This is a genomic window from Ruegeria sp. CL3 (assembly GCF_056536505.1).
In genome coordinates, this window is sequence record NZ_JBQFPT010000019.1 from 21,568 (window position 1) to 41,252 (window position 19,685).

Annotated in this window: 17 protein-coding genes; 6 read left to right on the top strand and 11 right to left on the bottom strand. The window is 56.3% G+C overall.

What is annotated here, in order from left to right:
* Position 1: 1 nt before the first annotated feature.
* Genes ACR0NO_RS21235 through ACR0NO_RS21275 form a run of 9 tightly spaced genes read right to left on the bottom strand, consistent with a single transcriptional unit; the run spans position 2 to position 9,064 of the window.
* Positions 2-886: an intradiol ring-cleavage dioxygenase gene (locus ACR0NO_RS21235; RefSeq protein WP_480725514.1), complete on the bottom strand. Its 885-nt coding sequence runs from the start codon at positions 884-886 to the stop codon at positions 2-4.
* Positions 887-925: 39 nt separating this feature from the next.
* Positions 926-2,683, bottom strand: coding sequence for an FAD-dependent oxidoreductase (locus ACR0NO_RS21240; RefSeq protein WP_480725516.1), 1,758 nt, complete (start codon positions 2,681-2,683; stop codon positions 926-928).
* A 28-nt stretch (positions 2,684-2,711) separates the two neighbouring features.
* Positions 2,712-3,293 (bottom strand): VOC family protein, encoded by a 582-nt coding sequence (locus tag ACR0NO_RS21245; RefSeq protein WP_480725517.1) that lies wholly within the window; start codon positions 3,291-3,293, stop codon positions 2,712-2,714.
* A 3-nt stretch (positions 3,294-3,296) separates the two neighbouring features.
* Positions 3,297-4,364, bottom strand: coding sequence for a branched-chain amino acid ABC transporter permease (locus ACR0NO_RS21250; protein ID WP_480725519.1), 1,068 nt, complete (start codon positions 4,362-4,364; stop codon positions 3,297-3,299).
* A complete protein-coding gene (locus ACR0NO_RS21255) occupies positions 4,364-5,227 on the bottom strand; it encodes a branched-chain amino acid ABC transporter permease (RefSeq protein WP_170637753.1) in 864 nt (287 codons plus the stop codon). Before ACR0NO_RS21255 ends, ACR0NO_RS21250 begins: the two co-directional genes overlap by 1 nt.
* Positions 5,224-5,934, bottom strand: a complete 711-nt coding sequence (locus ACR0NO_RS21260; protein WP_480725521.1) for an ABC transporter ATP-binding protein — start codon at positions 5,932-5,934, stop codon at positions 5,224-5,226. Before ACR0NO_RS21260 ends, ACR0NO_RS21255 begins: the two co-directional genes overlap by 4 nt.
* On the bottom strand, positions 5,934-6,653 hold the full coding sequence (locus ACR0NO_RS21265) for an ABC transporter ATP-binding protein (RefSeq protein WP_480725523.1): 720 nt from the start codon (positions 6,651-6,653) through the stop codon (positions 5,934-5,936). Before ACR0NO_RS21265 ends, ACR0NO_RS21260 begins: the two co-directional genes overlap by 1 nt.
* 49 nt (positions 6,654-6,702) lie before the next feature.
* Entirely contained in the window at positions 6,703-7,977 is a 1,275-nt protein-coding gene (locus tag ACR0NO_RS21270) for an ABC transporter substrate-binding protein (protein ID WP_480725525.1), read from the bottom strand.
* A 25-nt stretch (positions 7,978-8,002) separates the two neighbouring features.
* Complete coding sequence (locus ACR0NO_RS21275; protein WP_480725527.1) at positions 8,003-9,064, bottom strand: maleylacetate reductase; 1,062 nt, start codon at positions 9,062-9,064, stop codon at positions 8,003-8,005.
* Positions 9,065-9,169: 105 nt separating this feature from the next.
* Here ACR0NO_RS21275 and ACR0NO_RS21280 point away from each other — a divergent pair, with 105 nt between their 5' ends.
* Positions 9,170-10,099, top strand: coding sequence for a LysR family transcriptional regulator (locus ACR0NO_RS21280; RefSeq protein WP_480725529.1), 930 nt, complete (start codon positions 9,170-9,172; stop codon positions 10,097-10,099).
* Positions 10,100-11,597: 1,498 nt separating this feature from the next.
* Here ACR0NO_RS21280 and ACR0NO_RS21285 read toward each other — a convergent pair.
* Complete coding sequence (locus ACR0NO_RS21285) at positions 11,598-12,449, bottom strand: helix-turn-helix domain-containing protein (RefSeq protein ID WP_480725531.1); 852 nt, start codon at positions 12,447-12,449, stop codon at positions 11,598-11,600.
* 64 nt (positions 12,450-12,513) lie between these two features.
* On the opposite strand from ACR0NO_RS21285, the gene ACR0NO_RS21290 reads away from it, so the two are divergent.
* Together ACR0NO_RS21290 and ACR0NO_RS21295 are read left to right on the top strand one after the other, a co-directional pair.
* Entirely contained in the window at positions 12,514-14,115 is a 1,602-nt protein-coding gene (locus ACR0NO_RS21290) for an ABC transporter substrate-binding protein (protein WP_480725533.1), read from the top strand.
* Between the two features lie 83 nt (positions 14,116-14,198).
* Positions 14,199-15,674: a M81 family metallopeptidase gene (locus ACR0NO_RS21295; protein WP_480725535.1), complete on the top strand. Its 1,476-nt coding sequence runs from the start codon at positions 14,199-14,201 to the stop codon at positions 15,672-15,674.
* Between the two features lie 364 nt (positions 15,675-16,038).
* Here the strand turns inward: ACR0NO_RS21295 and ACR0NO_RS21300 are convergent, their stop codons facing one another.
* On the bottom strand, positions 16,039-16,713 hold the full coding sequence (locus ACR0NO_RS21300; RefSeq protein ID WP_170680896.1) for a GntR family transcriptional regulator: 675 nt from the start codon (positions 16,711-16,713) through the stop codon (positions 16,039-16,041).
* Between the two features lie 124 nt (positions 16,714-16,837).
* On the opposite strand from ACR0NO_RS21300, the gene ACR0NO_RS21305 reads away from it, so the two are divergent.
* From ACR0NO_RS21305 to ACR0NO_RS21315, 3 genes are read left to right on the top strand one after another with little or no spacing between them, the layout of a single operon-like run.
* Entirely contained in the window at positions 16,838-17,344 is a 507-nt protein-coding gene (locus ACR0NO_RS21305; RefSeq protein WP_480725537.1) for a TRAP transporter small permease, read from the top strand.
* Between the two features lie 3 nt (positions 17,345-17,347).
* On the top strand, positions 17,348-18,634 hold the full coding sequence (locus tag ACR0NO_RS21310; protein ID WP_480725539.1) for a TRAP transporter large permease: 1,287 nt from the start codon (positions 17,348-17,350) through the stop codon (positions 18,632-18,634).
* A gap of 19 nt (positions 18,635-18,653) precedes the next feature.
* The gene (locus ACR0NO_RS21315) at positions 18,654-19,664 is read left to right on the top strand and encodes a DctP family TRAP transporter solute-binding subunit (RefSeq protein ID WP_480526410.1); all 1,011 of its coding nucleotides are present in this window, start codon (positions 18,654-18,656) and stop codon (positions 19,662-19,664) included.
* Positions 19,665-19,685 lie beyond the last annotated feature (21 nt).

The window sequence follows — 19,685 nt, forward strand, 5'->3', positions numbered from 1 at the left end:
TTCACGCCTCTTTCGGTGCGAGGACAAAGTCGAATTCGACATCCCAATAGGGACCTTCAAAGCCAACTTCCGCAGATCGCGACTGATCATCGACGCGGTTGAATTCGGCGATCAGGCTTTCTTTGACCCCAAATACCGCATCCGAGTTGATGTACTGATCATCGGGATCAAAGATATGCGTGGTCAGGTCGTCATATCCTTCTTTGGATACGATGTAGTGTAGGTGTGCTGGTCGGTACGGGTGTCGACCAAGACGCTTCAACAGATCGCCAACCGGCCCGTCATCCGGGATTGGATAGTTCTTTGGCCGCACAGCCCGGAACCAATAGGTCCCATCGGCGCCGGTCGTGAAGACGCCGCGCAGGTTGAAATCAGGTTGTATACCTTTCTGTTGCACATCGTAAAACCCATCGTCATTGGCTTGCCAGACATCAATCTTGACGCCTTCCAACGGGTTGCCTTCCACATCGGTGACACGACCTCGCACCACCATGTCCTCGCCCTTTTGGTCGAGACAAATATTGTGTCCCATCTCGTATTCCGGGGCACCTCCCACATGGAAAGGGCCCAGTACAGTATTCTCGGAGGCCCCGGTGGGACGACGAGAGTTCACGGCATCCACCAGCATCGACACGCCCAGAACATCGGACAGAAGAATGTACTCCTGCCGCCAGTCATCGCACATGTGCCCAACCTTGGTCAGGAACATGATCGCCTCGAACCATTCCTGTTGCGTCGGTTCAATCTCCTTCACGGCTTCATGGAGCTTTCGCGTGATGACCTCCATCACCTGCTTCAGCCGTTCGCTTTCTGCGTTTTTGTTGCGTGCCGTGACGACCTCGGCCGAGTTTTCCTCGGTAAAGTATCCCATCTCATGCGAGTCCATTTTGGCCTCCTGACTTGTGTAAGTTTGCTCCAGATTGGCTCATCGCGAAAGCACCGTGGTCAGCGCGCGACGCAGTTCGGCTTCGGCATCCGCGGCCATATCGGCTGAGCGCCACGCAACATGTTGATCAGGACGGACCAACAAACAGCCCGTATCCGAAATTTCGGACGCACGCGCCCAATCCCCGGTGTGGTCAACATAGGTCTGGCGCGGCCCGATGACATGACAGCGAATGGGCAAGCCCAGTTCTTTCGAGATGGTCTCGGCGGCGGAAACCCAGCCCTCACCACCAATTCCGGTCAGCGCGGTGAATTCTCCGCGACCGCACAAATCCAGCGTGGAATGCTTGTTCCCTGTATCATGATCAAACACCCAGACATGTGGAATGCGCGCGCCGGGCCAAGTCGTCGGCTGGTAGTGCAGCTCAGCATCCTGATCAAAACCGGGATTGGGTTGACCATCCGTTTCAATCGCACAGGAGTCGTAGCGCTGGTTCATTTCAACGCCATGCGCATCGAACTCATATTTCTTGAAGGCAATCGCCTCGCGAATGGCCTGCCTTTGTGCTGCAGCTTCAGGCGTTGATCCTGTGCGAGCCTCTAGATTGCTTTGCATGACCTCTGGGTCGACGCCTTCGGCCATTCCGAGTGACTCAAAGATCGGTCCGAATTCGCCAATGGATTGATTGGCTCGCGTGACGATCTGTTTGGCGACTGGAGCGCGTTCTTCGCTGTAGCTGTCGAGCAGGCTCTCTCCGGCATGGCCTTTCAGGACAGCCGCCAGTTTCCAGGCGAGGTTGAAGCTGTCCTGTATTGAGGTGTTCGACCCCAGCCCGTTTGAAGGCGGGTGCCGATGCGCGGCGTCACCCATGATGAACACGCGATCCTTCTGCATATGGGTCGCGTACATATTGTTGACGGTCCAGGTGTTGGCGCTGATCAGTTCGATCTCAAGCTCAGGGTCGCCAACCAGTTGCCGCGCAACCTGAGTGGCCATGGCCTCGTCAACCTCGGGGGCGGGTTGGTTGATGTCATAGCCCCAGACAATGAGCCATTCGTTCCATGGGCGGACCATGCGGACTAGACCCATGCCAATGCCACCGACATTCGCACCCGGTTGCATCACCCAATAGAGCACCGATGGGCGATGCGCGACGTATTTACTGAGGTCCGCACGGAACAGGATGTTCATCGATCCGCCGACGCCCATCTGACCTTCGAAAGGCAGACCGGCATGTTCGGCAACCAGAGAATTGCCCCCGTCCGCGCCGACCAGGTATTTCGACCGGATCGTGATTTCTTCGCCCGACAAACGATCTAGGCATGTGGTCGTCACTCCGTCAGCGTCTTGCTCATGACGTAAGTATTCAGTGCTCATGCGCGCTTGAGTCCCACGGCGACATGCGGTGCCGAAAAGGATCGGCTCCATGAATGTCTGCGGAAGGTCGTTCATCATGGTCGGGCTGGACAGCAGGTGCTCGGCTTTAGAAAGCGGATGATTGCCCCAGCTTTTCATCCGTCCGATTTCCTCACCGGCGAGGCTTTCGCAGAACACGTTTTCACCCATCAGATCCTGATGCGCTGCATGCATATAGGCTTCGGCCTCGACCTCATGACCAAGGTCGCGCAGCACCTCCATCGTGCGCTGATTGGTGATATGCGCCCGCGGCGTATTGGCCAGCCAGCGATAGCGGTTGATGACCATGTTCTCGACGCCATAGCTCGACAGCAAAGCCGCCGTTGCAGAACCCGCTGGTCCGGTCCCGATGATCAGGACATCCGTTGTGATGGTGGCCATAAGCTCTCTCCCTTGTTCTTTGAATTTCTCAGGACCGCGGATCCCAGAGGCGGCCGTCATATTCGGCCTCATAGGCTTTGCCGTCCGGGTAGCTGACCAGTTCCAGCTGCATGCCCCAGGGGGCGAGGAAATAGACCCAGGTCTCGCCAGCGCTTGGCCCGTCGGTCATGGTTGTCGGGTTGCCCAGGACCTCAATGCCCTTATCCTGCAAATAGCTGACGGCACCTTCCATATCGGTGGTATAAAACGCGATATGATGCCCGCCGATATCCGAGTTGCGCGGCAGTTTCGTATCCTGATCCGGTGCGGTGTATTCGAAGATTTCGAAATTGGCGCCGTTGCCACAGCGTACCAGCCGCATCGTCGGGATCTCGGCCTTGGCGTCCACGTTCAGATGGTCCGCCATCCAAGTGCTGTCACCGCCTGAGAACGGTCCCAACGGGTAGAACACATTGCAACCGATTACGTCCTGAAAGAAGGTGACAGCCTCATCGACACTCGGGACTGTAAATCCCACGTGGTCCGTGCCGGTCATTCCCGGTAAGGAACTGCCAGCAAATGCGCCAGTTCCAAGTGCTGTGGCCGCGACCGTCAATGCGAGTGTTTTCATGGATCAATCCTCCTTGTTCGACTGCGCGCCAACCACCAAACGACGGCGCACGGGGAATATTTGAAGTCCGGTTTTTTCGGTGATCAGCCCCCAGATGCCGCGCGGGGCGAAGAGCATGACGGCGATCCCGATCAGACCAAGCACCATGAGGTACCAGGAACCGTAGTCAGCGAGCAGGCTTTGCAAGATGAAGAAGATCAGCACGCCCAGAATCGGGCCTTCGATGGTGCCTATGCCTCCGATCACGACGATGAAAATCACGTAAGCCGTCCAGTCGGTGACCGAGAACGCCGCATCCGGTGAAATCCGAAGCTTCTGCACATAGATCAGCGCGCCTGTCAGCCCGGTTCCTGCGGCTGAGACGAGGTAGACCAGCCATTTCATCCGCACCGCATCGACGCCAACAGATTTAGCCGCTTCGACGTTGTCCCGCACCGCCGCCAGCGCCAGCCCACGCTTTGTTCTGAGCAGCCAGTAGATGCCCGCAATCGTTGCGATCACCAGCGCCAAGGCCAACCAATACGTCAGGATATCCCGCGCTGCCGCGCCGCGAACGTCAAACGTGTTTTGGATCCACTCGGTGGCCCACATCTCACGCGTTGCGGTGCGCGGCAGAGAGGTTCCAGTACCGCCGCCGAGCACTTTCCATTGGGCCACCAGCAGGCGCATGACCTCGGCGATGACCCATGTTCCGATGGCGAAATAGGCTCCTTGCAGGCGGAAGGCGAAGAAGGCCGTGGGTATGGCGACAATCAAGGCTGCAAAGCCGCCCAGCAGTATCGCCGAAACCGGGTCCATACCCCAAAGGATGACGCCGCCGAACATGGCGTATGCCCCCATGCCCACGAAGGCTTGCTGGCCGACGGACACAAGGCCACCATACCCGGCCAGCAGGTTCCAAAACTGCGCTAGTACAAGCATGGTGAAGATGAAGAACAGGTCTTGAATCAACCCCCTGCTGGCAAATGTCGGCAGCAGGATGAACAGAATGATCAGTGCGATGCAGACGGCTCCGGCACTGTAGGACGCGCGGGTCTGAGTCTGGACGCGGTACATTGAAGTATCAGCCATCAGTCCACCGCCCTTGGAAACAGGCCTCTGGGTTTGATCAGAAGCACGATGAGAAACGCTAGGTGGCCAGCCAGGATTTGCCATTCGGGGTTGATTGCTGCGCCGACAGTCTGCGCGACGCCGATGATGATGCCTCCGATCAGAGTGCCCCACAGGCTGCCGAGGCCACCAATAATCACGGCCTCAAAGGCGTAGATTAGGCGCGCTGGGCCGATATTGGGGTCAAAGTTTGCCCGCATTCCCAGATAAAGCGCCGCCAAAGTCACCACGAGCATTGCGATCGCGGTCGCAGTGGCGAAGATACGTTCTGGCCGGATACCCATTAGACCCGCTGTCACCGCATCATCCGAAGTCGCGCGGAACGCCCGGCCCAATTCAGTGCGATAGAAAAGTTGGTTCAGACCGACGATGACAAGGATTGCCGAGGCAAAGGTCAGCAGCGGCAGAACACCGAGGTTCAATCCACCCATTTGTACCGAAGCCGTAGCGATCTCACCCGAAGGCAATCGTTGGCTATCGGCCGAGAACCCTTCGAGCAGCGCGTTTTGCAAAACAACCGACAGACCGAATGTCACTAGCAAAGGCGGCAGGATATCGGGCCCGAGTACGCGGTTCAGCACATGCCTCTGCAAAGCCCAACCCACGCCAAACATGATTGGTGCGGCAATGATTGCGGCCAGAAACGGTGAAAGCCCAAGCAGCGAGACCAGCAGAAGGATCAGATAGGCCGCAAAGACGATGAGATCGCCATGGGCCAGATTGACCAAACGCATTATCCCGAACACAAGGCTCAGGCCTGCCGCGAACAGCGCATATAGACCGCCTAAAAGAACGCCCTGAATGATGGTGTCGATCCAGATCATGCGGCGGCTCCTCCGAAATAGGCGTCGTGTATGGCCTCGCGGCTGAGCGTGTCTGCGGTGCCTTCCAGCGTGACGCGGCCCTCCATCATGCAATAGACGCGGTCTGCGACTTTCATCGCTTGACCAATGTCCTGCTCCACCACGATCAGGCTGGCGCCAGCCTCCTGAATGCGGGGGACGGCATCGTAGATGTCTTTGATGACCACCGGCGCGAGCCCAAGGCTGATCTCGTCACAGAGCAGAACACGGGGGTTGCTCATCAGCGCGCGACCGATTGCGACCATCTGCTGTTGCCCGCCAGACAGGGCAGTGCCGGGATGATTTCGGCGCTCTTTCAGGATTGGGAAAAGGTCGTAAATTGTTTGCAAAGACCAATGCCCTTGTACCTTTCTGCCATAGGTACCGATCAGCAAGTTTTCCTCGACACTGAGCGACGGAAACAGCCGGCGGCCCTCGGGCACCATGGCCACTCCGCGCGCCATGATTTCATCCGCCGCAAGATCTCCGATGGGTTGGCCATGAAATCGCACTTGGTCGGACCCGTTGGTCAGAACGCCCGAGATCGAGCGCATGAGGGTCGATTTCCCGGCCCCGTTTGCGCCGATGATGGCGACGGTTTCACCTTCGTTCAGGTGTATATCCACGCCGAACAGGGCTTGGAAATCTCCGTAGTGGGCGGTCAGCGCGTGGGTCTCTAGCAGGCTCATCAGACTTCGATCCCCAGATAGATTTCTTTGACTTCCCGGCTGTTCATGATCTCATCCGGGTCGCCGAGGCCGATGACCTTGCCGAAATCCAGCACCAGAAGGCGTTCAACGACAGAGGTCAGCGCATGCAGGACATGTTCGATCCAGATGATCGTGACGCCGCTGCTGTGCAGCCCCTTGATTGTGTTAATCAGCGCGGTGCATTCGGCGTCGGTCAGACCTCCGGCGATTTCGTCCAGCAGCAACAGCTTTGGATTGGTTGCCATCGCGCGGGCCAACTCCAGTCGTTTGCGTTGCAACAGCCGCAATCCACCGGCCGTGTCATTGGCCACATCCAACAACTCCGTTTGCTCAAGAATGCGGGCGCAATCTTGTTCGACCTCGTGTTCGGATTTGCTCTGCCCATGCGTCGCGGACACCAGCAGGTTTTCGAACACCGTCAGATGATCAAACGGCTGAGGGATCTGGAAAGAGCGCCCAATACCCGACAAGCAGCGCTGCATGGGCGGCACGCGCGTCACGTCAACCCCATCGAAACGGATCGACCCCGCATCAGAAGTCAGGTTGCCGGTAATCAGATTGAACAGCGTCGACTTGCCCGCCCCATTCGGACCAATGATTCCAAGGGCCTGCCCCTGCGCGACATCAAAACTGACATCGTCAGTGACGGTGATCGCGCCGAAGCTTTTTGAAACGTTTTTGAGCGAAAGAATGGTCATACCGGAGTTCCTGCCCCGGACAGGGTCCGAGGCGCTGGTTTCATTGCGATCAGGAGATTTCTTCCATCACACCTGCGGTTGGGATTTCGGGAGCCGAAGAGTTATCCACGATCACGAGGTCATAGCTGCCATTGTCGAGCAGCCGCCACTGCCCACCAACCAAGGGTGTTTTCGCGACGTTCTGTGCGGCGAAGGGTGGCAGACCAGCCCCATCAAAGGCGATCCGACCAACAATGGAATCCAACTGCGTGGCAGCTATAGCCTCGGCTACGGCATCGCCATCACCTGCGTCATCAACACGTCCCATGACGTTGGCGGCCATTTCAAACAGCGCGTGCACAAAGCCGATGGGCTGGGTCCATTGGCGGCTGGTAGCGGCCATGTAACCCTGCGCCAGTTCAGCTGAACTTGCGCCGGTCAGCGACGACGAGAACGGATGCGTGGGCGACCACCACACCTCGGAACTCAGGTTGTTGCCTGCGTTGCCCAAAGCTTCGACGGCCTGCGGGAACAGGATCGCCTTGCCGATGCTCGCCGCCTTAGGGGTGAAGCCTTGCTGCTTGGCCTGGCTCCAGAAGGTGGTGAAGTCAGGCGGGATGGGAACGCCGGTTACAATTTCAACATTCGCCTGGCGGAACGCGTTGATCTGGGCCGAGAAATCGTCGGTCAGGTTCTGGTAGCGTCCGGGATCTGTCAGGCTGTATCCCAACTCGGATAGAACCGGCGGGAAACCTACATTCGGATCGCCCCAAGCATTGCCATCGCCGTCATTTGGGAACAAGGCACCGACCTGCTTGTTGGTCTCCAATTGACCCCACATCGCCGTGAAGACCGAGATCACGTCCTCAAGCCCCCAGAAGAAGTGATAGGCGTAGTAGAACGGCTCCCAGCTGGCTGGATCGCCGGGATTGCCCTGCTGGCCGATGAACCACGGCTGCCAAGGAGCAACAGTGGAAATACACGGCACTTCCTCGGCCTCACAAGTCGAGGCAACCGGGTTGGTCGTTTCGGGTGTTGAAGCGACCAGCATGAGGTCGATCTCATCATCCACGATCAACTCGCCCGCCACGTCTGCTGCCCGGTTCGGGTTTGACTGACTGTCCTTGACGAAGACTTCGAAATTCGCACCGGCCTCAGATGCGGCGAAATTCTCCAGAATAAACTTATCAGCCTCAGAGAAGGCGGCCAGAGGACCTGATTGCGGGCTGACATAGCCCAGCTTGATCTTGGCACCCTGAGCGATAGCGGGCGCAGCGAGCGAGCCGGCGGCTAGGCCAAGGCCGGTTGCAGCGCTGGATTGCAGCAATTTGCGTCGTGTGATCATGTGTCCCTCCCTTGACACGGTGAAGTCAAACGCTTGGGGCGTTTCCCGCCCACGCGTTTTGAAGAAGCGCCCGCAGCCCGTCAGACGTGACCGGCTGCGGGTTCCAATACGGGTTCTTGAGTGCGATTTCGGTGGCGCGATCCAAATCGGACTCCGACACGCCAAAGTCTTTAAGAGCCATTGGTGCGCCCATGGATTTGGAAAAATTCCAAAGCGCCTGACCTGGCTCAGAACCGCCTAGGATGTCAGACACGGGTGCCAGCAACTCCGGCACACCCACCGCGTTGTAAGCGATGGCATGGGGCAGAACGATCGCATGGGTTTCCGCGTGCGGCAGATTGAAGGACCCGCCCAGCGTATGACAAAGCTTGTGATGCAGAGCCATTCCGACCAGACCAAGTACCGTGCCGCAGGCCCATGCACCACGCTGCGTTTCTTCTCTGGCTTTCAGGTCGTCGGAGCTTTCGACAACGGTCGGCAGACCTTCCGCAAACGCCCTAAGGCCGTCGATCGCCAATTCCGTGGTCTGATCCGTGCGGTCCTTTGCATAAAGTGCCTCGGCAGCATGAGCCATTGCGTTCAAGGCGCTGGTCACGGTCATTGCGGGCGGCAATGACGCCACAAGTTCGGGATCGTACAGGATGGCGCGGGGCAGAACCTTTGGGTCTGTCAGGGTGGTTTTGATGCCATCCTCAGTCTGACCCAAAATCGGAGTAGCCTCGCTGCCGGCATATGTGGTCGGGATGGCGATTTGTGGCAAACCGGTCCGAAGGGCAATCGCCTTACCTAAGCCAATCGTCGAACCTCCACCGACAGAGACAATGCTATCGGCTTTGACAGACAGCGCGTGTTCAACCGCTTCTTCGGTCACGCCAACCGGGGTGTGCATTATTGCCCGAGTAAAGACGCCTGCAGCACGATCCCCAACAGTTGTCGCAAGCTCCATTGCCATATCGACTTGCTGAGGCGTCGACAGGATCAGCGCCTTATTCGATCCCAGTTCCGCTAGCTCCGCGCAGATGTCGTTGCGCAAACCTGCGCCGAACCGGACTTTCTGGCCATTGATGCTGGTGGTGTTGAGAGCCATTGGGCGCGTTCCTGACAAGCGATGGATTGCGGATCTGGAGGGAACGCTAGCAGGCAAACACAGTACTCTTGATCGAATTTTCGACCATCAATATAACTTTTAGTTATGAAGCTTGATCCAAGACATCTCGAGATTCTTGCGGCTATTGTCGAGGCCGGAGGGTTGACCGAAGGCGCTGCTTTACTTGGGAAATCTCAACCCAGTGTCTCCAGAAGCGTCGCTCTCCTGGAGGACAGGGTAGGAGAGCCCCTGTTCCTGCCGACCCGAAGACCATTGCAACCAACTGAGCTTGGTCTTGCGCTTGCTCAGGAAGGTCAAAGAATCTTAAGCGCGGGTCGCCATGCAAGCCGCGTTGTGGACGAGTACCGTCAGGGCATTGCCGGTGCAGTGCGGGTTGCGGGTACGCCGATCTTCATGGATGGTGTTATCTCGAACGTGATTGCAGAGTTTCAGGCCGAGTATCCCAATATTCGGATCGACCAATCCTACGGATACCCCACTGAGCTTTTGTCGCAGTTGTCCGCCGAAACTCTGGACTTGGCCATTCTTCCTATGCGCCCGGCAGACGTGTCTGATGAGTACGCGTTTCGTCAAATCCTGCCTGGTCGAAACGTCATTGCATGCCGTGTTGGGCACCCATTGGCGCGCAAGAAAGAGGTGAAGCTGGAAGATATCACCGAGTTTTCCTGGATCGCGCCTCCTGCAAATAGCCCGCTGTTTCGTGACTTAAGAAACACGCTGGACGGCATCGGTATGCGAGACCTCAAAATCAGTTTCACAGGCGGGTCCTTGAGTGCGGTTGTGAACGTTCTGACGGGTTCAGACTCCCTAACCGTTTTGCCTTTTTCGGTGGTCTTCATGATGCAAAGACAAAAAACTTTGGCAGCACTTCCGATAAAAATCGGTGATCCCGACCGGCACCTGGGATGCGTTACGCTCAGCGCTAGAAGCATGCCGGCTTCGTCGGAGCGCGTTCTTGAGTTCATAAAGCAGAAGTTCGAAATGCTTGATCGCTTGATTTGTAGCGCGGGATGATCTCTCTGACCGGTCTAGCCTGAAACAAACCGAGAGCTCTCGTGGGTTTATGAAACCCGCACGAAGTTTTAGACGCTTGTTGTTCAGTGCTTGCTGTCTCAGGGATCCTATTGTGTTTAGTCGACCTCTGTATGTTTTTAGGTCAGAGTTGTTTGACGTTTGGCTCAGAGTGATTGACGAGAATTACCGATTTGGTGAGGTTTTGGAGTTCTATTGAGGCAGTAGTCGGTAACGCTCTACAGTTCTTGTTGAACGTCGGAAGAATTTGACCTTTGCTTCATAGACTAACCCAACACCACCTGGTCATACTCCCGTAGACAGTTTCGTTTGATCTGACTGACCTTCCTGAAAACGAGAGCTGATTTGCGGCCCAAATGGTTTCAAACTTGTGTTTCCAGGTTCGGGAAGTCCTGCACAACTTTTTCAAAGTACTCGACAGACGTCCCGGTGATCGGTGGGACTTGTTCGAATGGCGGTAGTAAAGCGTCAGCCAAAACAACTTGATAGACCAGCTTGACATCACCTGCTCGACTTACCCGCTAGCCAATCCATTTTCAGCAATGAAATCCGGTAGAACACTTATGCTGTCTCCCGCAACGTCAAGAGCGGAGAGGAAGTCTCCATTGTTGGAGATTATCTTTTGGCTAGCTTGAACTGAAACGTTGCGACCTGCATGAGAGAAATCGCAAGTTTTTGAGTGGCCTTGAGCACTTTATGACATCAGCAAGTCTGGGTTCAGATCGCGCGGATGATCAGACCTGGAAATGGGATGTGTCGCAAAATTTTGGGACAGCTGGAATTAGCGGTTTACTGGGCAAACCTATCTTGTGATCTCGGCAAATAGCCGAAAGCCAGCCGCTGTGGAGCTAGAGAATTGCAGCTTCCGGATCGAGTTGGATATCTTAATACCGTCCAGAGTACGCGAGGCGGATCAGAACGTGCACATTTGCCGTGCGCGTCGCTTGACTAAGCGATGATCCTGCTTGATCAGGATGTTCAAGTAATTGGACTTAACTGTTTGGATTTTGGCTGAGCAACCAAACCGACTAAGGATTTTTTCACTTCTCTAATGCCTGCCGCAGAGGCTCCACTCTTGTCGATCACGGTCGTGTCTGGAATTCCATTTTAAGACTGCACTTTGGCAAAGAACCTTGCTTTCGCTGGACGGTTCTTCTGCTCAGACAGCATAAAATCAAGGGTATTTCCCGCTTCACCGGCGGTCCTATGGATGTAGATCGGTTCGCCGCGAACACTGCGATCATCGGCGAATACTTAGCAATTCACCTGTTGAAAGTGGCGTTATCCATCCGCACGCCGCGTTCAGCCACGTTCTCTTCGAGGTCACGATAGGACACCGTATACCGCAGATAGCATTACACGGCGTGCAAAAAAGGTAAGATCAGACATGTTTACTGATCTCGCTATTGAGACGTGATCCACCCCCACCAGCAGAAACAAATGGGCACCGACCCTGATACGCAGCTACCCTGGGGTTCTTCTACTCAGTAATAATCTTAGCACCAGAGCCTGTGGGCGCACCAAGAAGGTGTTGACGAATCTTCATATCCAGTTTGGTGCTTTTTAAACCGACGATTCCGCTTTTCGAAAACAGCTCTCGAACGGAGCGGTGGTTTTCAGCTCTTTTCCAGACAACAGGCGAAGAGGTCGGCGTCCGACCGGACAACGAAGCGAGATAAGACATCGTGCCGAACAATAGCTTTGACTTGTCTCGATGGGGTTTGTTCAGAATGTACAGGCTGACAGGCGCGTCTGGACCGCGTTCGGAGTCGACGACAAAAACCTGCCCCGCGCGGAAGGCGGCTTTGCCGTCACATCTTGTCCAGCGGCGCGTCGATGACTTTCCTTCGCTTAGCGCTTCGACAACACGGCTATAGACCGTCCCGTTCCGCTCATCCAAGAAGGCAACGTTGACAATGGCTTTGGTTGGATCGTTTGGGGCGCGAAAGAACACTTGATAAGATCCAAGAAACGGCCGCAGCCGTTGAAGATCACCCGGGAACACATCGATCAGAGGGTCTCGTCGCCGATCCGCCTCGGTTTTGGCGAGTTGGGTGGTGTGGTGCCGCAGTTCTGAATGATCTCCCAGCAAGATATGCTCGCCCACGTCGAAGAACCGGCTGATGCGGCGCAAGTTGTTTGGCGAGGGCATGCTGCGGCCGTTGAGGTACTTGGCGAATTGCTGATGGTTGATGCCAATCTCTCTGCAAACAGCTGCTACTGACGGGTAATCGGCACAAAGGTGACGCAGGTTTGCAGCTAAATTCTGGTGCATTGATGGTTGGCCCTTGCGTCGCATAAACTCGCTAAAGAAAGTATAATGTGGCGTCATTGTTAAGCTCAAATTGGTGCGTGATCTTGCGGGCAACAGAAGAATGCTCAGGGAAGGTCAAGCAATGGATAAATTTCAATACGTGCGGCAGATGGAACAGCGTCTGCAATTGCGTCAGGTGGATCGTCGCCAGTTCATGCGCGGTGTTTTGGCAACCGGCATGACCGTCGGTGCAGCAACGCTTTTGGCGGATCGCGCTATTGCGGCCACGCCCAAAAAGGGCGGCAGCATGATTGCCGGGATTGGTCATGGCGGGACGACCGAGCAACTCAATCCGGGGCAGATATCAGCGGGTTTCCTGATTCCGTTGAGCTTGGGCATGAACGGTTTCCTGACTACGATCGACGCGGACAGCAATGTGCAGCCGTCGCTTGCAAAATCATGGGAGGCCTCGCCGGACGCTTCGGTCTGGACCTTCAAGATACGCGGCGGGGTCGAATTCCACAATGGTCGCACAGTGACAGTTGAGGACGTGATTGCCTCAATCAATTTTCACCGCGGAGAAGGGTCAACCTCGACTGGGGCGCCGCTGCTGGCGGGTGTGAAAGAACTGCGTGCGGACGGGCCAAACACCATCGTTTTCGAGCTTGAGGGCGGTAACGCAGATTTCCCGGCCATCCTCAGTGACTACCGTTTTGCTATTCTACCGGCAGAGGGTGACAGTATTGACTGGCAATCCGGTATCGGTTGCGGAGCCTATCAGCTAAAGGATTTCCAGCCAGGGATTTCGGCGGATCTGGCCCGTCACGGGAACCACTGGAACCCTGATGTCGCGCATGTGGACGAATGGAAGCTTCTGGTGCTGCTGGATACGACCGCACGGATGGCGGCGCTATCGGCGGGGTCGGTCGACATTGCCGATAAGGTTGATCCCAAGACGGCCAAATTTGTCTCGCGTGATCCAAATGTTACGCTGCATTCGGTTGCCGGTACGCAGCACTACTCCTTCCCGATGCTGACCAATGCCGCGCCGTTTGACGACAACAATGTACGTCAGGCGATCAAATGGGGCATCGACCGGCAAGAGCTGGTGGACAAGATTCTGCTGGGTTACGGCGAGGTCGGCAATGATCATCCAATCGGGTCCGGTCAGAAGTATTTCAATGCTGAGCTTGAACAAAAGACTTTCGATCCAGACAAGGCAAAATACTATCTGAAACAGGCTGGTCTGGAGTCGCTGAATGTCGAACTCTCGTCCTCTGACGCTGCTTTCCCTGGCGCGGTGGACGCAGCGACGCTGATTTCGAACTCGGCCGCGAAATGCGGGATCAACGTTTCTGTCAAACGAGAGCCCAACGATGGCTATTGGTCCGAGGTCTGGACGAAGAAACCTTGGTGCGCCAGCTATTGGGCCGGACGACCGGTCGAGGATCTTATGTTTTCATTGGCGTTCCAATCCGGTGTCGCTTGGAATGAATCTCTCTGGTCGTATGAGAAATTCGACAAGATACTGGTTGAGGCTCGGGCTGAACTGGACACTGAAAAACGTCGCCAGATGTATGGCGAGATGCAGGATATTGTCGCCAATCAGGGCGGTGTCGCGATCCCGATGTTTGCGTCATACGTTTTTGCCACGCGCCCAAGCGTTGGCACGCCCGAAAAATTCGGCTCGAATCTGGATCTGGATGGAAGCAGCTTTATGGAGCGTTGGTGGAAAGCCGAATAACTCTGGTGAAATATGATGGCATCGCCGAAGATCAGAGGATGGCTCTTGCAGCCGTCCTTTGACGTCTTGGGAACAGGAAATCTATGAAACTTTTCATTGCGACACTGTCGACAGAAACGAACACGTTTTGCACGATGCCGACTGCGATGTCGGGTTTTGAGGACTACTTCCTGCGGCATGGTACGGCGACACAAGAGCCTCCAAACCTTATGACGGAGGCGCTTCGTCTGTGGCGCGATAAGGCCGAAACTCTGGGCTGGCAGGTTGTCGAAAGCCTGACCGCCATAGCCGAACCCGCCGGACCGACCACGCGCAGCTGTTATGACGCTTTTAGCGGCGAGATTCTGTCTGATCTGGCGGAGTGTGGCGGTGCAGATATCATCCTGTTGCAACTGCACGGCGCCATGGTGGCCGAGCATATAGAGGATTGCGAGGGCGATATTCTGGCTCGCGTCCGCGAACAGTGCCCGGAGGCAACGATCGGCGTTTCGCTGGACCTGCATTCTCATTTGACAAAGAAGATGCTGAACGCCAGCGATCTGATTGTGCATTTCAGAGAATACCCGCATGACGACGCAACAGCCTGCGCGGCCGAACTGTTTGATCTGGCAAAGCGGGCACATGCGGGTGAGATCACGCCAAAGATGGCGTTTTTTGATACCCGTATGATGAACCTATACCTGACCAAAGCTGGGGCGATGAAGGATTTTGTGGCCGAGATGGCCGCAGCTCAAACCAGACCCGGTGTGTTGTCGGTTTCATTGAGTCACGGTTTTCCCTGGGCAGATGTCGAAGATGTCGGCGCGCGGATGTTGGTAATAGCAGATGGCCAGGCAAAACTGGCCGCGCAACTGGCCGAGGAGTTGGGGCGGCGCTTCTTTGATTTGCGCAACGAGGTGACCACGCGGTATCTGCCAATCTCCGAAGCGCTTGATCAAATCGGTACACGCTCCGGTTTATGCGTTCTGGCGGACATGGGTGACAATTCAGGCGGGGGAGCGCCGGGCGACGCCACCCACTTGCTGAAAGCCATGCTGGCCCGTGGAATGACAAATTTTGCCAGCGGTTTGTTCTGGGATCCCGGAGTAGTGCGAATTTGTCGGGATGCGGGCATTGGAAGCAGATTGAAGCTTCGGCTTGGTGGAAAAACCGGTGTGGTTTCAGGGGATCCGATCGACCTGATTGCAAGGGTTATGAACATAGAGACAGGCCTGGGTCAGCATCTCGGCACTGGTCTTGAACCAATGGGCACCGTGGTCTGGCTCCGCTTGGATGGCGAGATTGACCTGCTCGTCAACGATCTGCGTGTTCAGGTTTACCATCCTGAAGCCTTCGAGAAGATCGGCATCCGGCTGGCCGAGAAATCGGTGGTGGCGGTGAAATCCTTGTTCCATTTCTATGGCCCATTCAGCCAAATTTCGGATCACATCCTGCAGGTTGCCAGCCCCGGAGGAACACAGCCTGCGTTCCACGACCTCGCGCTTACCAAACGAAAACTGCCGTTCTGGCCCTCGGTTGCGCAGCCATTCTTAGATGAAAGCCTTGTGGACGCCGGGTAGCGGTTTCAACCAATAGGTCTAGCGGTCCGAACCCAATCGCAAACATACACAGCATCCGGTGCTATGGCGTGGGATTGGAGCCACGCCAGATAAAACCCGTTTCGAACTATTCATGTCCTTTCCCCTCGCATCGCCTGTTCGGCTTGCTGAATCAAGCTTTGGCCGATTAGGTGTCAACCTCTGCGGGGCGTGATCTCCGTGATGCCAACACGCGGGGTCGAGCTTAAGGTTAGAGGATATCTGACGCTCTTCATCCGGCCAGAATGCTCCGTGCTTTAGAACGAGAACCAACTGGCCAAATGGACCCGGCATCGCCGAGGTTCTCGCGTGGTTGGGCACCCAAGGTTAGACGTTTCATCGCACGCTATCCTGAACCTGTTCCGTCGGGCTGCGTTGCATCGCTCCAATAAGATCCTTCTTTCCTGTCTATATGGAGTTTCAGCACATCCAAGGCTTGTGGAACGTCACCATCCCGGACGCACTGAAGCAACTCAATGTGCTCCCGATAGGATTTAGCCATGTGATCAGGGTGATGACCCAACCGGCTGCGCAACGCCGCCATTTTCAATGCAATCGTTTGATAGGCGTCATTCAGAAACCGATTGTCTGCGCAGTCGAAGAGGCATTGGTGAAATAGAGTATCCAGATAAAGGTATTCTGCATCATCCGCGGCCTCACGGGCCGCTGTCATCCGATCAACGCATTTTTCAAGCGCGGCATGAAGCGCCTGTGGGTTCGCCTGCATGGCCAAGGTCAAAGCGGTTGTTTCAAGGCACACACGTGCATCGCAAAGTTTTGCGAGTTCCTCGGGCTCCAGATTGAACACGAATGAGCCTCTTTGAGGTTCAACGACCAACAGACCTTCCATCTCAAGCCGGTTGATTGCCTCGCGCACAGGGGTGCGGCTGACCTCAAGATTCTTGGCGATTCGAGCCTCAGACAGTTGCTCACCCAGTTCGAACTCGCCTTTGATAATCCGCTCGCGCAGGTTTTCGGTCACCAATTCCGTCAATGATTTCGGTCTGTTGAATGGGCTCATGTCGCTCTCCTCAGTGCGACAGTAGCAGGCCTGTGTCTGGCATACAATGTGTTAGTGTTGACATATTAGCATACTGTATGCCAGTTTTGATTCTCACGAGGAGACGGCATTGGGAGGGGCGTCTTTGCAAACTCTGGAAACATGGATTGTTGCGTTGAACCGGGCGCTGGTGGCTTTGGCGCTGGCTACGGTTTTTGCAATCGTCTTCGCCAATGTGGTGGGGCGGTACGGTTTTGGTACCTCCCTTGCCTGGGTTGAAGAGGTCGCCAGACATTTGATGATCCTCGGCGCGTTTTGCGGGGCCGGTCTTGCCCTGCGCGAAGGTCGCTTGGTCGCGATCACTACAATTCCGGATTTGCTTCCCGACGCTCTGGCCCGACTGCTGCGCTGGGGCATCGTCTTCGTCATGTTCGCCTTCATGGCGACGATGCTGTGGCTTGGCGTCAAATTCGTTGAATTCGGCTGGAACAAGGAAACCATGTCCACCGGCATTTCGCGCGGCATCCCCTATCTCGCGATCCCGATCGGGTGCGCTTTGTTCCTGATCCAGTTGACCTTTTTCGCCAAACGTTTCGTAAGCCAAGAGTTTGAACACGGTCCCAGCGCCAAGGGCGATGAGGCAGAGATCTGAGCCGTGGCAAAAACCCTGATCATCCTGTTCTTCGCGACGCTGTTTCTGGGTGTTCCCGTAGCCTTCACGATGGGGATCGCCGGCCTGTCCGCGATTTTTATCGACGGTTCTTTGAACCCACTGGTCGCAACCCAACGCATGTTCGCCGGGATCGACAGTTTCCCGCTGATGGCGGTGCCTTTCTTTATTCTCGCGTCCGAGCTGATGACGGCCTGCGGGCTAACAAACGCATTGCTGCGCTTTGCCAACGCTCTGGTTGGGCATGTGCGAGGTGGCTTGGGGCATGTGAACATCCTTGTGTCGATGCTGTTTGCGGGGATCAGCGGCTCTGCTCTGGCAGATGCTGCAGGACCTTCTGCCATTGTGATGCGGATGATGCGCGAGGCGGGGTATGAGAAGAATTACGCCGGTGCCCTGTCCGCTGCGACGGCCACCATCGGCCCGATCATACCGCCCTCCATTCTGGCCGTGATTTTTGCGATCTCAACCAATGGAGTGACGGTCGCGGGACTGTTTCTGGCCGGAATTGTGCCTGGGGTTATGCTGGGCGTTGCGCTGGCCATCGCGAACCATATCGTGTCTACCCGCAACGGCTACCGCGGGCGCGAACATCGCGCCACCATGGTTGAGTTGCGCAGTGCAACTCTGGCGGCCATTCCGGCTCTGATCATGCCAGCAATCATTCTGGGCGGTATCCTGTTCGGTGTGTTCACTCCGACCGAGGCGGGCGCGGTGGCCTCAGCCTACGCTCTGTTCCTCGGTTTCATCCTGCGCGCCTTCACGGTCCGCGCTCTGTACGCCGCTTTTGTGCGGGCTGCGGTGGTGACGTCCTCGGTCTTCCTGATCGTGGCGATGGCGTCGATCTTTGCCTGGCTGCTGACCTACCTGCAAATTCCGCAGGAACTGGCGAAACTTATCACCCAGATCACCGACAACCGTCTGGGCATTCTGTTCATTCTGGCGGCTTTTGCCCTGATCCTCGGCTTCTTCATCGACACGCTGCCCGCGCTGATCATTCTGACGCCGATCCTCGGTCCCATTGCCTATTCCGCGGGGATCGACCCGCTGCAATTCGGGATGATGCTGGTGCTGAACCTGACCATCGGGATGATCACCCCTCCGGTTGGTCCGGTGCTGTTTGTGATCGCCACGGTCGGACAATTGAAAATCGAGCGCCTGTCAAAAGCGGTTCTACCGCTGCTGCTGGCTGAACTCGTCGTGCTGCTTCTGGTCATTCTTGTGCCGGGCGTCAGCACCTTCATCCCCAACTTCTTTGGATTTGCGAACTGACATGAAAGGGAGGAACCTCATGAAAACCATGTCGAAACTGATGACGGCAACAGCCGTTATTGCAATGACCGCCGCCAGTGCGGCCTCGGCTAAAGAGCTGAAATACGCACATTTTCAAGCCGCTGATCTGAGCTCGCCCAAACACGCCGCAGCGCTGGCGTTTGAAGCCTGCGTCGAGGGCAAAACCTCCGGTTCGATAGACGTTCAGATCTTCCCGGCATCGCAGCTGGGTGGCGGGTCCGAGATCATGGAAGGGCTGCAGCTGGGCACAGTTCAGATGGCGGCGATCCATGACGGCCCGATCTCGGCTGTCTACAAACCCTTCTCGGTTTTGGCGATGCCCTATCTGTTCGACGATCAGGCGATGGCCTGGGCAGTGATGGACGGTGAATTCGGTGACGCGCTGGCCGAAGACATGCGGGCGAAAACCGGCATCCGCAACTTTGGCGTAGCCGACAACGGGGTGCGCAATTTCACCAACAACGTGAAGCCCGTGGCCGAACCTGCCGATATGGAAGGCCTGAAAATGCGCGTAATGACCGCGCCGGTCTGGGTGACTCTGGTCGAAAGCCTCGGCGCATCGGCGACTCCCGTTCCGTGGCCGGAACTTCCCGGTGCACTGCAGCAGGGCGTTGTGGACGGTCAGGAAAACGGCGTGACGAATATCGTCAACGCGTCGCTCTACCAGCACCAGAAATACGTCTCGCTGGATGGCCATGTGTTCAGCTGGCACGCCTATCTGATGTCGGACATGTTCTTCGAAAGCCTGACGGATGACGAGAAGAAAGCCGTCGAACAATGCGTCGAGATCTCGAAAACGATCCACCGTGGCATGACCGCCGCGCAGGACGCGAATGCGACCGCGATCCTGTCGGAGAAAGGCATGGAAGTGGTTCCCGTCAGCCCAGAGCAGAAGGCCCTGTTCCGCGAAGCCGCGCAGCCTGCCGTGCGCGAGTACATCGTCGGTGAGATCGGCGAGGAGTGGCCCGATCGCCTCGACGCCGCTGTCGAAGCCTACAAGGCCCAATAACTCATGCCGAGAGACCGCCAC